The following is a 17,872-nucleotide window of genomic DNA, read 5'->3' as shown; positions in this document are numbered from 1 at the left end:
TGGATCAGTCCTGTGCCCAGCGCGGTTCGCGCTTGTCGAGGAAGGCGCCGAGGCCTTCCTGGCCTTCCGGCGAGACGCGCAGGCGCGCGATCAGCGCGGCGTTGGCCTCGTCGAGGGATGCGGTGTCGCCGGCGTGGTGCGCGGCGCGGCGGACCAGCTCCTTGGCGCTGGCGGCGGCCAGCGGGCCGGCCCGGCACAGCAGGGAGACCTGCATGGCCACGGCTTCGTCCAGCGCCTCCGGCTCCACGACGTCGTGCAGCAGGCCCAGGCGCAGCGCGGTCTGCGCGTCGAAGGCCTCGGCGGTGGCGAACCAGCGCCGCGCCTGGCGCGCGCCGATCGCCGCGATCACGTACGGCGAGATCACCGCCGGCAGCAGGCCCAGCCGGCTTTCGGTGAGGCCGAAGCGCGCCTGCGGGGTGCCGATGGCGATGTCGCAGCAGGCCACCAGGCCGACGCCGCCGCCGAAGGCCGGGCCGTGGACGCGGGCCAGGGTGGGCCGGGGCAGCTCGTCCAGGGTGCGCATCAGCCGGGCCAGGGCGAGCGCGTCCTCGCGGTTCTCCTGCTCGCTGGCGGCGGCCATGCCGCGCATCCACTGCAGGTCGGCACCGGCGGAGAACGAGGCGCCTTCGCCTTCCAGCACCACCACGCGCACCGTCTGGTCGCCGGCGGCCGCCTCCAGGGCCCGGGTGAGGCTGGCGATCAGGCCGGCGTCGAAGGCGTTGTGCAGTTTCGGGCGGTTCATGCGCAGGCGCAGCACGGGGCCGGCGCGTTCGACCAGTAGCGGTTCCGCCATGGGTATTCCTGTGCGATTCCAGCGCCGGATGATAGCCGTGGCGCCGGTGGCGGCCATGACGCAGCGCGGCGCAGGAGGCGGCCACGGCGCGCGGCCCGGATGCTAGAATGAGAACAGTTCTTGATACCGGATCCATCGTGACGCTGTCCGAGCTGCCGCCACGCACCCCCGTCATCGTCGAGTCCGTGGAGGACCGCCAGCCCAACGATCCCGTCGCACGACGCCTGCGCGAGCTGGGCTTCGTCGCCGGCGAACCGGTCCAGGTCGTGGCCCGCGGGCCGTTCGGCGGCGAGCCGCTGCTGGTCCAGGTCGGCTATACCCGCTTCGCGCTGCGCCGGATCGAGGCCGCGCGCGTGCGCGTGGCGGCGGCCGGGGAGGCGGCGGCATGAGCGCCCAGGCCGAACCGCTGCGCCTGGCCCTGCTGGGCAACCCGAACTGCGGCAAGACCGCGCTGTTCAACCAGCTCACCGGCAGCCGGCAGAAGGTCGCCAACTACGCCGGCGTCACCGTCGAGCGCAAGGAAGGCCGCCTGGTCTCGCCGTCCGGCCGCAGTTACGCGCTGCTGGACCTGCCCGGCGCCTACAGCCTCAATCCGGCCAGCCTGGACGAGGCGGTCACCCGCGACCTGTGCCGCGGCTTCTACCCGGGCGAGGCGGCGCCGGACGTGCTGGTCTGCGTGGTCGACGCCACCAACCTGCGCCTGCACCTGCGCTTCGTGCTCGAGGTGCGGCAGATGGGCAAGCCGATGATCGTCGCCCTGAACATGAGCGACGCGGCGGCGCGACGCGGCATCGCCATCGACCGCGCCGGGCTGGAGCGCGAACTGGGCGTGGCCGTGGTCGAGACCGTGGCGGTGCGCCGCAACGGCGCCCGCGCCCTGCTCGAACTGATCGACCGGGTCGCGGCCAATCCGCACCCGCCGGCCGTGCAGTTGCCCGCCGACGCCGACCTGCATGCCGAAACCCGCCGCCTGCTGGGTGCGACCGTGTCCATGCCGGCGCGCACCGCGAAGATCGACGACGCGCTGGACCGCTGGCTGCTGCATCCGTTCTTCGGCCTGGCGACCCTGGCCGTGGTGATGTTCCTGATCTTCCAGGCGGTCTATGCCTGGGCCACGCCGGTGATGGACCTGATCGACGCCGGCACCGCCGCGCTGGGCGAGTGGGTCGGCAACCGCATGGCCGAAGGCCCGCTGGCCAGCCTGCTGGTGGACGGCATCATCGCCGGCCTCGGCGGGGTGATCGTGTTCCTGCCGCAGATCCTGGTGCTGTTCGCCTTCATCCTCGCGCTGGAGGAGTCCGGCTACCTGCCGCGCGCCGCGTTCCTGCTGGACCGGATGATGGCCGGCGCCGGCCTGTCCGGGCGCTCGTTCATTCCGCTGCTGTCGTCCTTCGCCTGCGCCATCCCCGGGATCATGGCCACGCGCAGCATCCAGGACCCGCGCGACCGCCTGGCCACGATCCTGGTGGCGCCGCTGATGACCTGCTCGGCGCGCCTGCCGGTGTATGCGCTGCTGATCGGCGCGTTCATTCCCTCGCGCGAGGTGTGGGGCGGCTTCAACCTGCAGGGCCTGGTGCTGTTCGGCCTGTACATGGCCGGCATCCTCAGCGCGCTGGCGGTGTCGTGGGTGATGAAGAAGTGGCGCCGCGACAAGGGCGAGCACCCGCTGATGCTGGAACTGCCCTCGTACCGCCTGCCGAACCCGCGCGACCTGCTGATCGGCCTGTGGGAACGCGCGCTGATCTTCCTCAAGCGCGTCGGCGGCATCATCTTCGCCCTGACCGTGCTGCTGTGGGTGCTGCTGACCTTCCCGGCGGCGCCGCCGGACGCGACCCTGCCGGCGATCGACTACAGCCTGGCCGGCCGCATCGGCCATGCGCTGACCGCGGTGTTCGCGCCGCTGGGCTTCAACTGGCAGATCTGCATCGCGCTGATCCCCGGCCTGGCCGCGCGCGAGGTGGCGGTGTCCTCGCTGGCCACGGTGTACGCGCTGTCGGCGGCCGACGACGAAGCCGCCGCGCAGGCGCTGAGTCCGGTGATCTCCGACGGCTGGTCGCTGGCGACCGGCCTGGCGCTGCTGGTCTGGTTCATCTACGCGCCGCAGTGCATCGCCACCTGGGCGGCGATCAAGCGCGAGACCGGTTCGTGGAAGACCATGGCGATGGCGGCGGGCTACCTGTTCGCGCTGGCCTACCTGGCCTCGATGCTGACCTACCAGGTCGCCGTGCGCCTGGGGGCGGGTTGAGGTCGCCATGACCCTGGACCTGCCCATCGGCCTGCAGTACGCGATCGTCGCGGCGGTGGTGCTGGTGGCGCTGTGGATCTTCGTCAGGAAGCAGCTGCCCGGGCCGTTGCGCAAGGCGCGCATCGCGCTGGCCACGCCGCTGGTGCGCGACGGCCGCCCGGCGTGGATGCGCGCGCTGGCGCGGCGCATCGCGCCGCCCTCGAACGGCGGCGCCGGCAGTTCCGCCTGCGGTGGCTGCGACAACAGCAGCCAGTGCGGGCCGGAGCCGAAGAAGCACTGATACGCCGGCCGTCGGCCGGCGCCAGATGTGGGCCCGTCGAGCGGGCCCGGTCCTACGGAGACGCGGCGCCGTCTTCCGGCAGCCAGGCGCGGAAATCGCCGCTGCAGTGGAGCAAGGCCATCAGGTACAGCATGCCGTCGTAGTAGCGGTGCTGGCCGCTGGGAATCGGCCGCTCCCACAGGGCCCGCACGAAATCCAGCCGCTGCGGGTGCCGGGAGGCCAGCGCGGCAACCGCATTGGTCGCGACCAGGCCGGTGGTCTGGCCGCCGCCAAGCGGCTTGCCGTCCAGCGTGTACAGGCTCTGGTAGGCGTCCAGGCCCTGGCTGGCGAAGAACCCGTGCAGGCGCGTGCCCAGCTCGACCTGGCGCGGATCGGCGGCCCACCACGACCAGTCCACCGACCAGTTCATCGCGCTGCGCCAGGCGTCGTAGCGGAAGTCCGCCGATTCCGGCCGCCACGACGCCGCCCACGGCGTGCCGTCGAAGTTGCCGTAGTCCGGGGTCAGTGCGGTCTGCGGATGGGCGGCTTTGGCGAAGTAGTCGCGGCTGACCTGCGCGGCCTCCTGCCAGAAACCGCGGTCGCCCTCCGGCCCCAGTCGCGCCCAGACCTCGTAGAACGCCGGCAGGTGGTAGGACGCGTCGGTATGCGCGGCGTTGCGCACGTCCGGGGTGAACCGGACCATCTTCGCCTCGTGGTCGAACAGGTTGGTCGCGGTCATTTCGCCGCGCCGGGTGGGCCCGGTGATCTCCTGCCGGTGCAGCACGTCGGTCAGCAGGCGCCGGGCCTGGCCGCGGTAGTCATAGCGGCCCTCGCCATTGCCCCAGCGCTCGGCGGCGAAGAGCAGGGCGGTGATGAAGTACTCCTCGCCGTCGGGCGCGGGCATCTCGTCGTTGGGCTCGCCACCGGTGGTCACCGACCAGGCGAAATAACCATGCGACGGATGCGTCGGGTCGTCCTGGTACATGTGGGTCAGGGCCCAGTTCCAGATCGCGTCGAACTCGCGCTTCCGGTCCAGCTGCACCGCGATCATCATCCCGTACGACATGCCTTCCGAACGCACGTCGTCGCTGTTGACGTCGTGGATGTAGGCCAGCGGGCCGTGCTCGTTGCTGCCGGTCTCGTAGTAGACCGCCTGCTCCTTCGCATCGCCATGGAACAGCTGCTCGAACGCGGCCTGGATCTTCGCCTCGGTCTCGGCACGCGGATAACCGGCCTCGGCAAACAGGTCCGGATAGCGGCCGCTGGCGACCGCGCCGGCGGGGGCGGGGGAGGCGGCAGGTTCCGGCGCCGAAGCGGAGGCGGGCGCCTCCGCCGGGCGGGAACAGGCGCTCGCCAGCACCAGCAGGGCGGCGGCGAAGACGGGCAGGCGGAAGGCGGTCATGCGGTTCCCGGGTGCGTACCAAGGACGCCGACGCTAGCAGAGCCGCGCGTACCGTGCCCACCGGCATGGTCGATCAGGCGTCCGCGATCTCCGGTTCGACCAGGCTGGCCAGCTGGCGCAGCGATTCCTGCCAGCCCAGGTAGCACATCGATTCCGGGATCGCCTCGGGGATGCCTTCCTGGACGATACGCAGGTCGGTGCCGGCGGGCACCGAAGCCAGCTGCACGGTGACGTGCATCTCGCCGGGCAGGCCGGGATCGTCGAAGCGGTCGACGTAACGGATCGTGCGGTTCTCGACCAGCTCCAGGTACTCGCCGCCGAAGGAGTGGCTGTGGCCGGTGCCGAAGTTGGTGAACGCCATGCGGAAGCGGCCGCCGACGCGGGCGTCGTACTCGTCGACGCGGGCGGTGAAGCCGCAGGGCGGCAGCCACTTGGCCATCGCTGCCGGCTCGAGGAAGGCGCGGTAGACGCGGCCGGGCGGACAACGCAGGACGCGGTGCAGGCGGACGGTGCCGGTAGGCATGGCGGTTTCCTCTAGGCGGTGGATGCATGCAGGCGACGCGCGAGCCGCTTGCGGATCGACATCGCCGGTCGCGCGCGGTTCAGCGCATGCCCTTGTGCTGGCCGCCGTCGATCGGCACGCAGGCGCCGGTCACCCACTGCGCGCGCGGCGAGGCGAGGAACACCGCCACGTCGGCCACTTCCTGCACCGTGCCCATCCGGCCCCAGGGAATGGTCGAACGCACCGCCTCGTAGCGCGCCGGATCCTGGCGGTGCACCTGGTCCCACAGGCCGCCTTCGAATTCGATCGAACCCGGCGCGATGGCGTTGGCGCGGATCCCGTCGGGACCATGGAACACCGACAGCTTCTTCGCGTAGGCGATCAGCGCCGCCTTGGCCGCGGCATAGCCGAAGTCCGGCCCGGGGCTGGCCTCCAGGCCCGAGATCGAGGCCACCAGCACGATGCTGCCGCCGCCGGCCGCCTTCATCCACGGGATCACCTGTTCGCAGGCGCGCGCGGCGGCCAGCACGTCCAGCCGCAGGCTGGCCTCGAAGTCGGCGACCGATGGCCCCAGCGCCAGCGCCGAGGCGTTGTGGACCAGCACGTCGACGCCGCCGAAGGCCTGGCGCACTCCATCGAGGAAATCCGCCAGCGCCGCCGGATCGCCCAGGTCGCAGGGGCGCGCCAGCACGCGATTGCCATGGCCGCGCAGCGCCGCTTCGGTATCGTTGAGCGCGTTGCGACCGCGCGGATCGGCCGCGCGCGAGCACACCGCCACGTCGGCGCCCTCGGCGGCCAGTGCCAGGGCGATCCCCCGACCGATGCCGCGGCTGCCGCCGAGCACCACGCAACGCTTGCCTTGCAGTTGCAGGTCCATCGCTTCCTCCCCGTGCCGCGGCCGCATCCGGCAGGCGTGCCGGACACGGGGCTGCGGTTACATGCGGAACACGCCGAACCGCGCCGGCTCGATCGGCGCATTGAGCGCGGCCGACAGGCCCAGGCCCAGCACCCGGCGCGTGTCGGCCGGGTCGATGATGCCGTCGTCCCACAGCCGCGCGGTGGCGTACCACGGACTGCCCTGATGCTCGTACTGCTCGCGCACCGGCGCCTTGAACGCTTCCTCCTCCGCGGCGCTCCAGCTGCCGCCGCCGGCCTCGATCGCATCGCGGCGCACGGTGGCCAGCACGCTGGCGGCCTGCTCGCCACCCATCACGCTGATCCGCGCGTTCGGCCACATCCACAGGAAGCGGGCGCCGTAGGCGCGGCCGCACATGGCGTAGTTGCCGGCGCCGAAGCTGCCGCCGATCACCACGGTGAACTTGGGCACGGACGAGCAGGCCACGGCGGTGACCATCTTGGCCCCGTCCTTGGCGATGCCGGCGTTCTCGTACTTGCGGCCGACCATGAAGCCGGTGATGTTCTGCAGGAACACCAGCGGGATGCCGCGCTGGTTGCACAGCTCGATGAAGTGCGCGCCCTTGAGCGCGCTCTCGGAGAACAGGATGCCGTTGTTGGCGACGATGCCGACCGGGTAGCCGTGCAGGTGGGCGAAGCCGGTGACCAGGGTCTTGCCGTAGCGCGCCTTGAACTCCTCGAACTCGCTGCCGTCCACCAGGCGCGCGATGACCTCGCGGATGTCGAACGGGCGCCGGGTGTCGGCGGGAACGATGCCGTAAAGCTCCTCGGCGGGATACAGCGGCTCGCGCGGCTCGCGGGTGGCGAGGGCGATGTGCTTGCGCCGGTTGAAGTGGGAGACGATGCCGCGGGCGATCTGCAGCGCGTGCGCGTCGTCCTCGGCGTAATGGTCGGCCACGCCCGACACCGAGGTATGCACGTCGGCACCGCCGAGCGATTCGGCGTCGACGACTTCGCCGGTGGCCGCCTTCACCAGCGGCGGGCCGCCGAGGAAGATCGTGCCCTGCTCGCGCACGATCACCGACTCGTCGCACATGGCCGGCACGTAGGCGCCGCCGGCGGTGCAGCTGCCCATCACCACCGCCACCTGGGGGATGTTCTCCGCGCTCAGCCGCGCCTGGTTGTAGAAGATCCGGCCGAAGTGCTCCCGGTCGGGGAATACCTCGTCCTGCAGCGGAAGGAAGGCGCCGCCGGAATCGACCAGGTAGATGCACGGCAGGCGGTTCTCGCGCGCGATCTCCTGCGCGCGCAGGTGCTTCTTCACCGTCATCGGGAAATAGGTGCCGCCCTTGACCGTGGCGTCGTTGGCGACGATCACCACTTCCTGCCCGCAGACGGTGCCGATGCCGCAGACGATGCCGGCCGCCGGCGCGGCGCCGTCGTACATGTCCTCGGCGGCGAGCGGGGCGATCTCGAGGAAGGGCGAGCCGGGGTCGAGCAGGGCGTCGATGCGGTCGCGGGCCAGCAGCTTGCCGCGTTCGGTATGGCGCTGCCGGGCCTTCTCGCCGCCACCTTCGGCGGCACGCTGCAGGCGCCGCTTCAGTTCGGCGGCGAGCTGGCGATGATGGGCGGAGTGGGCGGCGAACTCGGGGGAGCGTGTATCGATCTGGCTGCGGATGGCGGGCATGGGCGTGGCGAAGACGGGATGCCCGAAGGATACGTCACGCCTCCGCATACGCCTTCTGGCGGCGCAGCACGCAGGCGCCCGCGGCGTGGGCCGCGGGCGCTGCCGGGGTCAGTCCTGGTTGGCCTTGCGCTCGGCCGCTTCGGCGGCGTCGCGTGCCTTGGCGGCGGCGGTTTCGGCCACGTCGGCGGTGGCATCGGCGGCGCGTGCGGTGGCGTCACGGGCGGCATCGCCGGCACGGTCGGCGGCTTCGCGGGCTTCGGCCGCGGCCTGCTCGGCGCGGACCTCGGCCGTGGCACTGGCTTCGCGCGCGGCATCGACGGCGTCGGCGGCGGCGTGTTCGGTGGCGGCGGCCGCATGATCGGCCGCGGCGGCGGCATGGTCGCCAGCCCGGTTGGCCTCGTCGCGGGCCGGCTGGTTGCACGCCGCCAGCACCACGGTCACGGCGGTGGCGGTCAACAGCGAAAGGGTGCGCTTCATTGGAAACTCCATCGTCGGGTGGGTCGGCGCGAGCATCGCCAAACCCGCCTCAGCATCCCGTGAATCCGGAATATCCCCGATGGATGGCGCATAAACGGAAAGGCCGCCGGTTACCCGGCGGCCTTCCAGTACAACTGAAGTGTTCGGCAGGTTACTGCGCGAATTACTTCTTGGCCTCTTCGGCGGCGTCCTTGGCCTGGTCGGCCACGTCGGCAGCAGCCTCGGCGGTGTCGGCAGCGGCGTCGGCAGCAGCGTCGGTGGCGGCGCCGGCGGTGGCGGCAGCAGCGTCGGCAGCGGTGTCGGCGGCAGCAGCAGCGGCGTCAGCAGCGCCCTGGGCAGCGTCGGCAGTCTCGGCGCCGGCAGCGGCGGCCTGGTCGGCGGCAGCCTGGGCCTCGGCGGCAGCCTGGTCGGCGGCAGCGGCGGCGTCCTGAGCCTGCTCCTGCTTCGAGCACGCGGCCAGGGCCAGACCCAGGGCCAGGGCCAGGGCGATCAGCAGCTTGTTGATGCTCATGATTGGATGTTCCTCGTCGTTAAGTTGGGCAACGCGCTAGGTTGCGCGCCGGCAACATGATGACAAGCCGGAATCCGCTGTCAAGCGGAATCCGGTCATATTCATAAAAGACCCGTGAAAAACGATTACACCATTTCGAGCGCGATAGCGGTAGCCTCGCCGCCGCCGATGCACAGCGTCGCCAACCCACGCTTGAGGCCGCGCGTGCGCAGTGCATTTGCCAGGGTCACGACCAGGCGCGCACCCGAGGCGCCGATGGGGTGGCCGAGGGCGCAGGCGCCACCATTGACGTTTACCTTGGAGTGGGGAATCCCCAGCTCCTTGATCGGCGCCATGGCCACCACCGCGAAGGCCTCGTTGATTTCGAAAAGGTCGACGTCGGCGATTTTCCAGCCGACTTTGTCCAGCAGGGTGGAAATCGCACCGACCGGCGCGGTGGTAAACCATTCCGGCTGCTGCGAGAAAGTCGCGTGGCCGACGATCCGGGCCAGCGGCTGCACGCCGCGCTTCGCCGCCTCCTCGGCCGACATCAGCACGGTGGCCGCGGCGCCGTCGGAGATCGACGAGGAGCTGGCGGCGGTCACGGTGCCGTCCTTCTTGAACGCCGGCTTGAGGGTCGGGATCTTGTTGATGTCCGACTTGCCCGGCTGTTCGTCGGAGGCGTACTCGACCTCGCCCTTGCGGGTGGCGACCTTGACCGGGACGATCTCGTCCGCGAACGCGCCGGAGGCCTGCGCGGCCTGCGAGCGCTTCACCGACTCGATCGCGAACGCATCCTGCTCCTCGCGGGAGAAACCGTACTTTTCAACCGTCTTCTCGGCGAACACGCCCATCGCCTGGCCGTCGTAGGGATTGGTCAGGCCGTCCCAGGCCATGTGGTCGACGGCCTGGAAGCCGCCGTAGCGGTTGCCGGTGCGCGAGTTGGGGATCATGTGCGGCGCATTGGTCATCGACTCCATGCCGCCGGCGACCACGATCGAGGCCGAGCCGGCCTTGATCAGGTCGTGGCCCAGCATGATCGCCTTCATGCCCGAACCGCAGACCTTGTTGATGGTGGTGCAGCCGGTGCTGGCCGGCAGGCCGGCCGCCAGTGCCGCCTGGCGCGCGGGCGCCTGGCCGAGGTTGGCCGGCAGCACGCAGCCCATGATCACTTCGGACACGTCGGCGGCCGGTACGCCGGACTGCTCCAGCGCGGCGGAGATGGCGGCGGCGCCCAGGGTCGGGGTCGGCACGCCGGTGAACTGGCCGAGGAAGGAACCGATGGCGGTGCGCTTGGCGGCAGCAATGACGATGTCGGACATGGGGGAGTCAACCTCTCGCGGATGAGTCCTGATTATCGCGGTGGCCGCCGGCGCCCGCTACCGTCCCCCCGGACAGGCGACAGCGGCCCCCGGTTGCGGTATAGACGGGGCGGGGGGCTGGCGGGCGACCCGCCGGCGAGAACATCGCGAGAGGTGGACTGATGCAGGTCTTCGGCAGTGCGGGCACGGGCAACGGGATGGCCAGGTCGCTGCTCGCGATCGCGATCGTGGCCTCGCTTGCCTCCGGCCTGGCCGCATGCGGCGGCGGAGGTGGCAGCAACGTCCGGCCCACCGCGCCGGCGACGTCGCCGCCACCGCCACCACCACCGCCGCCGCCACCGCCCACATCCCCGCCACCGCCGCTGGTGCAGCCGCCGGTCGACGCGCACCTCACCCTGACCCACGCCACGGCGGCTGAACGGCAGGGCTATACCGGTGCCGGCTACCGGATCGGCGTGATCGACACCGGCGTCAACCGCAACCATCCGGCGCTGGCCGGGCGGGTGGCCGCCAACCTCACCTATGTCAGCGCCAGCCGCAACGACCTCAGCGTCGACGACAAGGTCGGCCATGGCACCACGGTTGCGCAGCTGGCCGCCGGCCAGGCGTTCGGGCGCTGGCCCGGCGGCGTCGCGCCCGGCGCGACCATCCTGTCGGCGCGCATCATCAATGACGAGCGTCCGACCGACGATGGCTCCGGCCAGGGCAACGAGGTCACCGGCGCGATCGGGGTCAAGGCGATCCACCAGGACCTGGTCGCGCGCGGCATGCGCATCATGAACAACTCCTGGGGCGGGCTTTACTGGACGCGCAATACGGCCACGGCCGCGATCGCCGACGAGTACCGTTTCTTCATCCGCGACCATGACGGACTGGTGGTGTTCGCCACCGGCAACGAGGGACGGTCCGATCCGACCGACATGGCGGCGCTGCCCAGCCAGCCCGGCCCGAACAACACCTTGCCGGCCGCCGACCTGGAGCGCGGCTGGCTCGCGGTCGCGGCGCTGGACACCTCCCAGCCCGACCGGCTCATGTACTACTCCAACGCCTGCGGCCTGGCGAAGAACTACTGCCTGGTCGCGCCGGGCACGGCGATGTTCACCGGCACCAACGACACCGCCGGCAACCCTTCCTACTACTACGGCAGCGGCACGTCCTACGCCGCGCCGCTGGTATCCGGCGCCGCGGCGGTGGTCTGGCAGAAGTTCCCGTACTTCAACAACGACCTGGTCCGGCAGACCCTGCTGGGCACCGCCACCGACCTGGGCGACCCGGGCGTGGACGCGGTGTTCGGTTACGGCCTGCTCAACCTCGCCAAGGCCCTGGGCGGCCCGGCGAAGTTCGACTGGGGCAATGTCACCGTCGGTTTCAGTGGCGAGTCGACCTGGAGCAATCCGATCAGCGGCGACGGTGGCCTGGTCAAGCAGGGCAGCGGCACCCTGGTGCTCGGCGAGGGCGGGACGGAGCTGTCCTACCGTGGCGACACCCGGGTGCAGGGCGGCACCCTCAAGCTGCCGGGGTTGCTGGGCAACTCCAATGTGTACGTGGAGGCGGGCGGTCGGCTGGCCGGTGCCGGCTGGCTGGGCGCGAACCTGCAGAACGCCGGCATCGTCGCCATCGACGGCGACCTGCCGTCCGGCAGCATGGAGGTGGTCGGCAACTACGTGCAGAAGGCCGGCGGCGTGCTGTCGCTGGTGGTCGGCTACGGGCCGCTGCAGGTGGGCGGCACGGCGACCCTGGAAGGCGGCGATGTCCACGTCGCGGGGCTGCGCAGCGGCTACACCTGGCAGGCGCGCGAATACGTGCTCACCGCCGATGGCGGCCTGACCGGCCGGTTCGACCGCCTGACCGCATCGTCCAGCCTGTTCCTCGATGCCACGCTCGGCTACGACGCCAACCGCGCCTGGATGGACATCAGCCGCCTGGACGTGCAGGCCACTGCGGCCAGCCTGGCCGACATCACCCCCGCGGCGCTCTCGGCGGCGACGCGGGTGGAGGCGGCGTTCGACAACATCGATTCGCAGCAGGGTGGCGAGGGGGCGGTGGCCGACGGCTTCATCCGCATCGCCGGGCAGTTCCAGAACATCGCCAGCGCCGGCGACGCGGTGTCCACGTTGCGAAGCATGTCCGGCGAGGTGCATGCCGCCGCGGCGGCGGCGACCTTCGACGCCCTGGACCTGGGCCGGCGCACGCTGGCCTCGCGGTTTGACGAGGTCGCCAACGGCTACGCCCGCGCCGGCGGCTGGATGCAGGCGCTGGATGCGGTCGGCACTCCGGCGGCGGGCGCGGATGCGCGCGTCGGCGGCTGGATGGCGGGCCACGACGCGCGCCTGTCGGGCTCGCTGCTGGCCGGCATCGCAGTCAGCGAGAGTCGCGGTGACAGCCTGGTCCGGGGCGTGGCCGACCGCAGCCGTGAACGCCAGGCCGGCGCGCAGGCGTGGCTCGGCCGCCAGTGGGACCAGGCCTATGTGATGGGCCAGTTCGGTGCCGGCCAGTGGCAGCGCCAGGTCGACCGCCAGCTGCTGCTCGGCGGCAGCGCCTACGGCCTGCATGCCGACTACGGCGGCAGCTACACGATGGCGGGCGTGGAGGCGGGTTACCGCTTCGAGGGCGCCGGCTGGGCGCTGGCGCCTTACCTGGGCGCCGAGCATGTGCGCGTGGCCAGCGACGGCTTCGAGGAGCAGGGCGCCGAAGGCTTCGGCTTGCGCAGTGCGGGCCACACGGCCTCGCGCACCCAGGCCATCGCCGGCCTGCGCGCGGGCCGCGACTGGCGCCGCTTCGGCATCGACGGCTATGCCGAGTGGCAACAGGCAGTCGCCAGTGACGGACTGGAGCGGCCGGCAAGCTTCGTCGGCGTGGAAGCCTGGTCGCCGCTGGCGGCCACCGATCCGGCGCTGTCCGGCGGCATGTTCGGAGTCTCGGCACGGGCCTGGCTGTCGCCGCGCTCGGTGTTGTCGCTGGGTTACGACCAGCGGTTCGGCCCACGCGGCGACGCCAGCCTGGTCTCGCTGCGCTACGCGGTCGGGTTCTGATCCCGACCACATCCGGGGTGGGGGGCGTCCGGCCGCCGCCTCGGGCGCCATGCGTCCGTCTGCACCCCGGTGTTTCCCCGGTTCGCTGATTGCGTGACGTGCGCCGCAGGATGGAACCGCCCGCGTCCGGTGGAGTGCACGGAACTGGACCTGCGCCACAGGGCAACGGTGGAAGTCGTTGTTTCTGGATGGGATACGGGTTACAAATTGCCCCACTGCCTGGCGCGAGCGTCGCGCCACTGCCATGGGGGAAAACACGGATGAAGAACACGCAAGGGCGCAATGCCCTGGCTTTGGCTGTCGTCGCGGTGCTGAGCCTGGGCCTGTCGGCCTGTGGCGGTGGCAACTCCAAGAGCGATGCCCCGCCGTTGGTCATCGGTGGTGGTGGTGGCGGGGGCGGCGGCTCCGGCGGCGGCGGTGGTGGCGGTGGTGGCGGTGGCAATGACGGCGGCGGCGGCGGTACTCCGCCCCCTCCGGCCAATGTGCAGCCGCCGCATGACGCGCACCTGACCCTGACCCATGCGACCGAAGCCGAGCGCGCCGGTTACACCGGCAAGGGCGTGGTCATCGGCCTGCTCGACACGGGCGTCAACAGCAACCATCCCGCGCTGGCGGGCCGGGTGATCGAAAGCTTCGTGCACGTGGATCCGGCCGAGAACGACCTGAGCGTCGGCGACAAGGTCGGCCATGGCACCACGGTGGCGCAGCTGGCCGCCGGCAAGGCCGTCGGCAACTGGCCGGGCGGCGTCGCGCCGGGCGCGAGCATCGTGTCCTCGCGCATCATCTACGACGAATCGCCGGATGACGACGGTTCGGGCCAGGGCAACGAGGTCCGCGCCGGGCAGGGCTACGGCGACTACTTCCGTGCCCTCAACCTGGAGATCGCCGACGCGGCCGAAAGGGCTGGCGCCACGGGCGTGATCATCAACAACTCCTGGGGCGGCCTGTACTGGAGCGACGACCGGGTCACCAACGAGTTTGTCAACGCGTACAGCGACCTGATCCTCAATCGCGACGGCCTGGTCGTCTTCGCGAACGGCAACGCCGGCCGCGACGAGCGTTACCGCGCCAATCCGACCGACAACGCCGCGCTGCCCAGCAAGTCGCCGGCGGCGGCGTTCCTGGAGCGCGGCTGGCTGGCCGTAGGCGCGCTTAACCCGACCGAGTCCGAGCCGACCCTGACCGACTATTCGCAGGCCTGCGGCGTCGCAAAGAACTACTGCCTGGTCGCACCGGGCAATGCGGTGTTCACCGGCCATACCGACAGCGCCGGCAGCACCTCCTACAAGTGGGGCGGCGGTACCTCCTACGCGGCGCCGCTGGTGTCCGGCGCGGCTGCGCTGGTGTGGGAGGCCTTCCCGTACTTCAACAACGACCTGGTCCGCCAGACGATCCTCGGTACCGCGACCGACATCGGCGCCGAGGGCGTGGACGACATCTTCGGCTACGGCCTGCTCAACGTGGGCGCGGCGGTGAGGGGTCCGGGCAAGTTCGACTGGGGCGACGTGCTGGTCGAGTTCGACAACAAGCGCGTGGATCCGGCGCGTGGCATCGACGTCAGCTATTTCCGCAACCCGATCAGCGGCAGCGGCGGCCTGATCAAGGACGGCACCGGCACCCTGGTGCTGACCGAGCGCAGCTCGTACACCGGCGACACCGTGCTGCGGAAGGGCGGCCTCGAAGTGCTGCAGGGCCTCACCAGCTCCAACGTGAGCACGGAAGCGGGCAGCCGCTTCAAGGGCGTGGGCAGCTTCGGTGGCGACTTCTCCAATGCCGGCGACCTGATCGCCGGTGACGGCGTCAACGCGATGAACATCGCCGGCGACTTCCAGAACACCGGCACGCTGCACATCTGGCTGGGCAACCCGCTCGGCGTGGATGGCGCGGCCTCGATCGACGGCAGCACGCTGTACATCGAAGGCGTCCGCAACGGCTACGTCTTCGACCAGCGCGCCATGGTGCTGTACACCAAGGAAGGCCTGGACGGCGAGTTCGCCTTCGTCACCAGCGCGCCCAACGTGACCCTGGTGAACTACAGCCTCGAGTACGACCTGCTCAATGCCTACCTGCGCGCCACCCGCGTGGACGTGGCCGCGGCGTCGTCGATGTGGGGCCTGTCGGCGCTGTCGCAGGGCTCGGCCACCCGCGTGGAGAACATGCTCGGCGGCATCGACAACGGCATCAAGCTGGGTGGCGGCGTCGGCATCGACGCGCGCCTGCTCGATGCGGCTGCCGCGTTCCAGCAGGCCCAGGGCATCGCCGGCTTCGACATGTCGCTGCGCAGCCTGTCGGGCCAGCTGCACGGCGCGTCCTCGGCGATGACCTACGACAGCATCGACGCCAACCGTCGCGCGGCCAACGCTCGTGTCGACCGCTTCCGCGACAGCATCCGCGGCACCGGCGCCTGGGCTTCGAGCCTGTCGCGCGATGGCGCCATGTCGCTGACCGGGTTCGACGCGGTGGACTTCGCCACCAGCGGCGACATGGTCGGCCACGACATCGCGCTGGGCGCCAATGCACTGGCCGGCGTGGCCTTCAGCCGCCAGCAGCAGCAGGGCTGGCTGCCGGCCATGGGCGACCGCGTGCGCGGCTACCAGTACGAGAGCCAACTCTACGCGGCCTGGCTGGATGACGGCTGGTACGCGCAGGGCCGCGTCGGCATGGGCCAGTTCGACCGGCAGATGCAGCGCAACGTGCTGCTGGGCATGAGCCTGGACGGCGTGTCCTCGCGGGTGTCGGGCAACTACTTCACCGCCAACGTGGAATCCGGTCATGGCTTCCGCCTGGCGGGCGCCACCCTGACCCCGTACGTCGGCGTGGATTACACCCGCCTGGAGAACGACGGCTTCAGCGAAGCCGGCGCCAGCGGCCTGGGCCTGCGTGCGGAGGCCTGGGACAGCACCCGCACCCAGGGCTACGTGGGCCTGCGCGGCGAGCGCAGCTGGCGGATGGGCAACGGCCTGTCGCTGTCGCTGGACGCGCGTGGCGAGTACCAGGAGCGCCTGCAGTCCAGCGGCGAACTGTTCAATGCCAGCTTCGTCGGCTACGAGCAGTGGGAGCCGCTGTACGGCATCGGCCTGGCCGAGCACAGCAGCCTGTACCAGCTGGGCCTGAACGCCGCGTTCTCGCCTCGCAACCTGTTCCGCGTCGACCTGAGCCGTCGCCAGAGCGACCGTTACAGCGACCAGCAGGTGAACCTGCAGTACCGCCACGCGTTCTGAGCGCGGCGGTCGGTGGAAACAGGAACGCGCCCCTCGCGGGCGCGTTCTTTTTTGGGAGGGCTGGAAGGCCATCGGGAGGGCGAGGTTTGCGTCGCGCCGCTCCCGACGCGGCGGGCATCGGGCGTGGATGTAGAGCGGGGCTTGCCCCGCTGCTCTTCGCGTGCGCCGGCACATCCGGCGGGGGAGTCGGGCAAGCCCGACTCTACGGAGCAACGATGACGTCGCGGCCAGGTGCGGTGGTGCGGCTCAGCCGCGGCCTTCGAACAGCTCGCGGCCGATCAGCATGCGGCGGATCTCGTTGGTGCCGGCGCCGATCGCGTAGAGCTTGGCGTCGCGCAGGATGCGGCCGGTCGGGAACTCGTTGATGTAGCCGTTGCCGCCCAGCGACTGGATCGCTTCCAGCGCCACCTGCACCGCGGCTTCGGAGGCGTGCAGCAGGCACGAGGCGGCCAGCGCGCGCGAGGTATGGCCGGCGTCGAAATCGCGCGCGACCTGGTAGGCGAAGGCGCGGGCGGACTGCAGCGCGGTGTACATGTCGGCCAGCTTGCCCTGCATCAGGCCGAAGGTGCCGATCGCCGCGTCGAACTGTTTGCGCTCGCGCACGTAGGGCAGGGTGATGTCCAGCGCCGCCTGCATCAGGCCCAGCGGGCCGCCGGTCAGCACCAGGCGTTCGGTGTCGAGGCCGCGCATCAGCACGCGCACGCCCTGGTTGACCTCGCCGAGCACGTTTTCCTGCGGGATCGCGCAGTTCTCGAACACCAGTTCGCAGGTGTTGGAACCGCGCATGCCCAGCTTGTCCAGCTTCTGCGCGGTGGAGAAGCCGGGCATGCCGCGCTCGACGATGAAGGCGGTCATGCAACGACTGCCCGCGTCCTTGCCGGCGGTGCGCATGTAGACCACCAGCACGTCAGCCTCCGGGCCGTTGGTGATCCACATCTTGTTGCCGTTGGCGATCCACACGCCGTCGCGCAGTTCGGCGCTGCAGCGCATCGAGCCGACCACGTCCGAGCCGGCGCCCGGCTCGCTCATCGCCAGCGCGCCCTTCCATTCGCCGCTGCACAGCTTCGGCAGGTACTTCTGGCGCTGCGCCTCGTTGCCATTGAGGTAGAGGTTGGACACGCACAGGTTGGAGTGCGCGCCGTAGCTCAGGCCGACCGAGCCGGAAGCGCGGGAGATCTCCTCCATCGCCACCAGGTGGGCGAGGTAGCCCATGCCGCTGCCGCCGTATTCGGCCGGCACGGTCATGCCCAGCAGGCCCATCTCGCCCAGCTTGGGCCACAGGCCCTGGGGAAAGGCGTTGGCCTCGTCGATCTCCGCCGCGCGCGGCGCGATTTCCGATTCCGCGAACCGGCGCGCCGCCTCGCGCAGCGCGTCGATCTCCTCTCCCAGCTGGAACAGCCGCATTGCCTACCTCAATGGTTTCATCTGCGACCAGTGTAGTGCGGGCCCCGGGAGACCACACGTGCAGGTGCAGCATGAGCGCGCTGGACGGACGGCGCGCGTGTCCGGTGCGGGCCCCTTGTAGAGTCGGGCCTGACCGACTCCCACGCCGGGTGCGCCGGCGCCCGTGAAGAGCAGCGGGGCAAG

14 protein-coding genes are annotated in these 17,872 nt (G+C 70.9%); 5 read left to right on the top strand and 9 right to left on the bottom strand.

Annotated features, from left to right (window positions below; all coding sequences use genetic code 11):
• Positions 1-4: 4 nt before the first annotated feature.
• On the bottom strand, positions 5-793 hold the full coding sequence (locus M503_RS0111450) for an enoyl-CoA hydratase-related protein (protein ID WP_028920258.1): 789 nt from the start codon (positions 791-793) through the stop codon (positions 5-7).
• Between the two features lie 137 nt (positions 794-930).
• On the opposite strand from M503_RS0111450, the gene M503_RS0111445 reads away from it, so the two are divergent.
• Genes M503_RS0111445 through M503_RS0111435 form a run of 3 tightly spaced genes read left to right on the top strand, consistent with a single transcriptional unit; the run spans position 931 to position 3,318 of the window.
• On the top strand, positions 931-1,182 hold the full coding sequence (locus M503_RS0111445) for a FeoA family protein (RefSeq protein ID WP_028920259.1): 252 nt from the start codon (positions 931-933) through the stop codon (positions 1,180-1,182).
• A complete protein-coding gene (feoB, locus tag M503_RS0111440; protein ID WP_028920260.1) occupies positions 1,179-3,038 on the top strand; it encodes a ferrous iron transporter B in 1,860 nt (619 codons plus the stop codon). The genes M503_RS0111445 and feoB overlap by 4 nt, the downstream gene beginning before the upstream one ends.
• Positions 3,039-3,045: 7 nt before the next feature.
• On the top strand, positions 3,046-3,318 hold the full coding sequence (locus M503_RS0111435) for a DUF6587 family protein (protein WP_428992226.1): 273 nt from the start codon (positions 3,046-3,048) through the stop codon (positions 3,316-3,318).
• A gap of 52 nt (positions 3,319-3,370) precedes the next feature.
• Here M503_RS0111435 and M503_RS0111430 read toward each other — a convergent pair whose 3' ends face one another.
• The 7 genes from M503_RS0111430 to M503_RS0111400 all read right to left on the bottom strand — a co-directional run bounded on the left by M503_RS0111430 (position 3,371) and on the right by M503_RS0111400 (position 10,032).
• Positions 3,371-4,699, bottom strand: a complete 1,329-nt coding sequence (locus M503_RS0111430; RefSeq protein WP_051414559.1) for a glycosyl hydrolase family 8 — start codon at positions 4,697-4,699, stop codon at positions 3,371-3,373.
• Between the two features lie 73 nt (positions 4,700-4,772).
• A complete protein-coding gene (locus tag M503_RS0111425; protein WP_028920263.1) occupies positions 4,773-5,222 on the bottom strand; it encodes an SRPBCC family protein in 450 nt (149 codons plus the stop codon).
• Positions 5,223-5,301: 79 nt separating this feature from the next.
• The gene (locus tag M503_RS0111420) at positions 5,302-6,078 is read right to left on the bottom strand and encodes an SDR family NAD(P)-dependent oxidoreductase (protein ID WP_028920264.1); all 777 of its coding nucleotides are present in this window, start codon (positions 6,076-6,078) and stop codon (positions 5,302-5,304) included.
• A gap of 57 nt (positions 6,079-6,135) precedes the next feature.
• Positions 6,136-7,743 (bottom strand): carboxyl transferase domain-containing protein, encoded by a 1,608-nt coding sequence (locus tag M503_RS0111415; RefSeq protein WP_028917767.1) that lies wholly within the window; start codon positions 7,741-7,743, stop codon positions 6,136-6,138.
• Positions 7,744-7,851: 108 nt separating this feature from the next.
• A complete protein-coding gene (locus M503_RS0111410; RefSeq protein WP_037061308.1) occupies positions 7,852-8,220 on the bottom strand; it encodes a hypothetical protein in 369 nt (122 codons plus the stop codon).
• Between the two features lie 163 nt (positions 8,221-8,383).
• Positions 8,384-8,731 carry a hypothetical protein gene (locus tag M503_RS0111405; RefSeq protein WP_028920266.1) on the bottom strand — a complete coding sequence of 116 codons (348 nt, stop codon included), beginning with the start codon at positions 8,729-8,731 and terminating at the stop codon, positions 8,384-8,386.
• A 125-nt stretch (positions 8,732-8,856) separates the two neighbouring features.
• On the bottom strand, positions 8,857-10,032 hold the full coding sequence (locus M503_RS0111400) for a thiolase family protein (RefSeq protein ID WP_028920267.1): 1,176 nt from the start codon (positions 10,030-10,032) through the stop codon (positions 8,857-8,859).
• 161 nt (positions 10,033-10,193) lie between these two features.
• On the opposite strand from M503_RS0111400, the gene M503_RS0111395 reads away from it, so the two are divergent.
• Together M503_RS0111395 and M503_RS0111390 are read left to right on the top strand one after the other, a co-directional pair.
• On the top strand, positions 10,194-13,064 hold the full coding sequence (locus M503_RS0111395) for a S8 family serine peptidase (protein WP_428992227.1): 2,871 nt from the start codon (positions 10,194-10,196) through the stop codon (positions 13,062-13,064).
• Between the two features lie 260 nt (positions 13,065-13,324).
• The gene (locus tag M503_RS0111390; RefSeq protein WP_155952053.1) at positions 13,325-16,285 is read left to right on the top strand and encodes a S8 family serine peptidase; all 2,961 of its coding nucleotides are present in this window, start codon (positions 13,325-13,327) and stop codon (positions 16,283-16,285) included.
• Between the two features lie 246 nt (positions 16,286-16,531).
• Here M503_RS0111390 and M503_RS0111385 read toward each other — a convergent pair whose 3' ends face one another.
• Complete coding sequence (locus M503_RS0111385) at positions 16,532-17,689, bottom strand: isovaleryl-CoA dehydrogenase (protein ID WP_028920270.1); 1,158 nt, start codon at positions 17,687-17,689, stop codon at positions 16,532-16,534.
• Between the last annotated feature and the right edge of the window lie 183 nt (positions 17,690-17,872).

It is taken from the genome of Pseudoxanthomonas suwonensis J47, from assembly GCF_000513955.1.
Taxonomy (GTDB): Bacteria; Pseudomonadota; Gammaproteobacteria; order Xanthomonadales; family Xanthomonadaceae; genus Pseudoxanthomonas; species Pseudoxanthomonas suwonensis_C.
The sequence above is the reverse complement of the archived record's forward strand: the minus strand, read 5'-3'. Positions and strand labels throughout refer to the sequence as shown.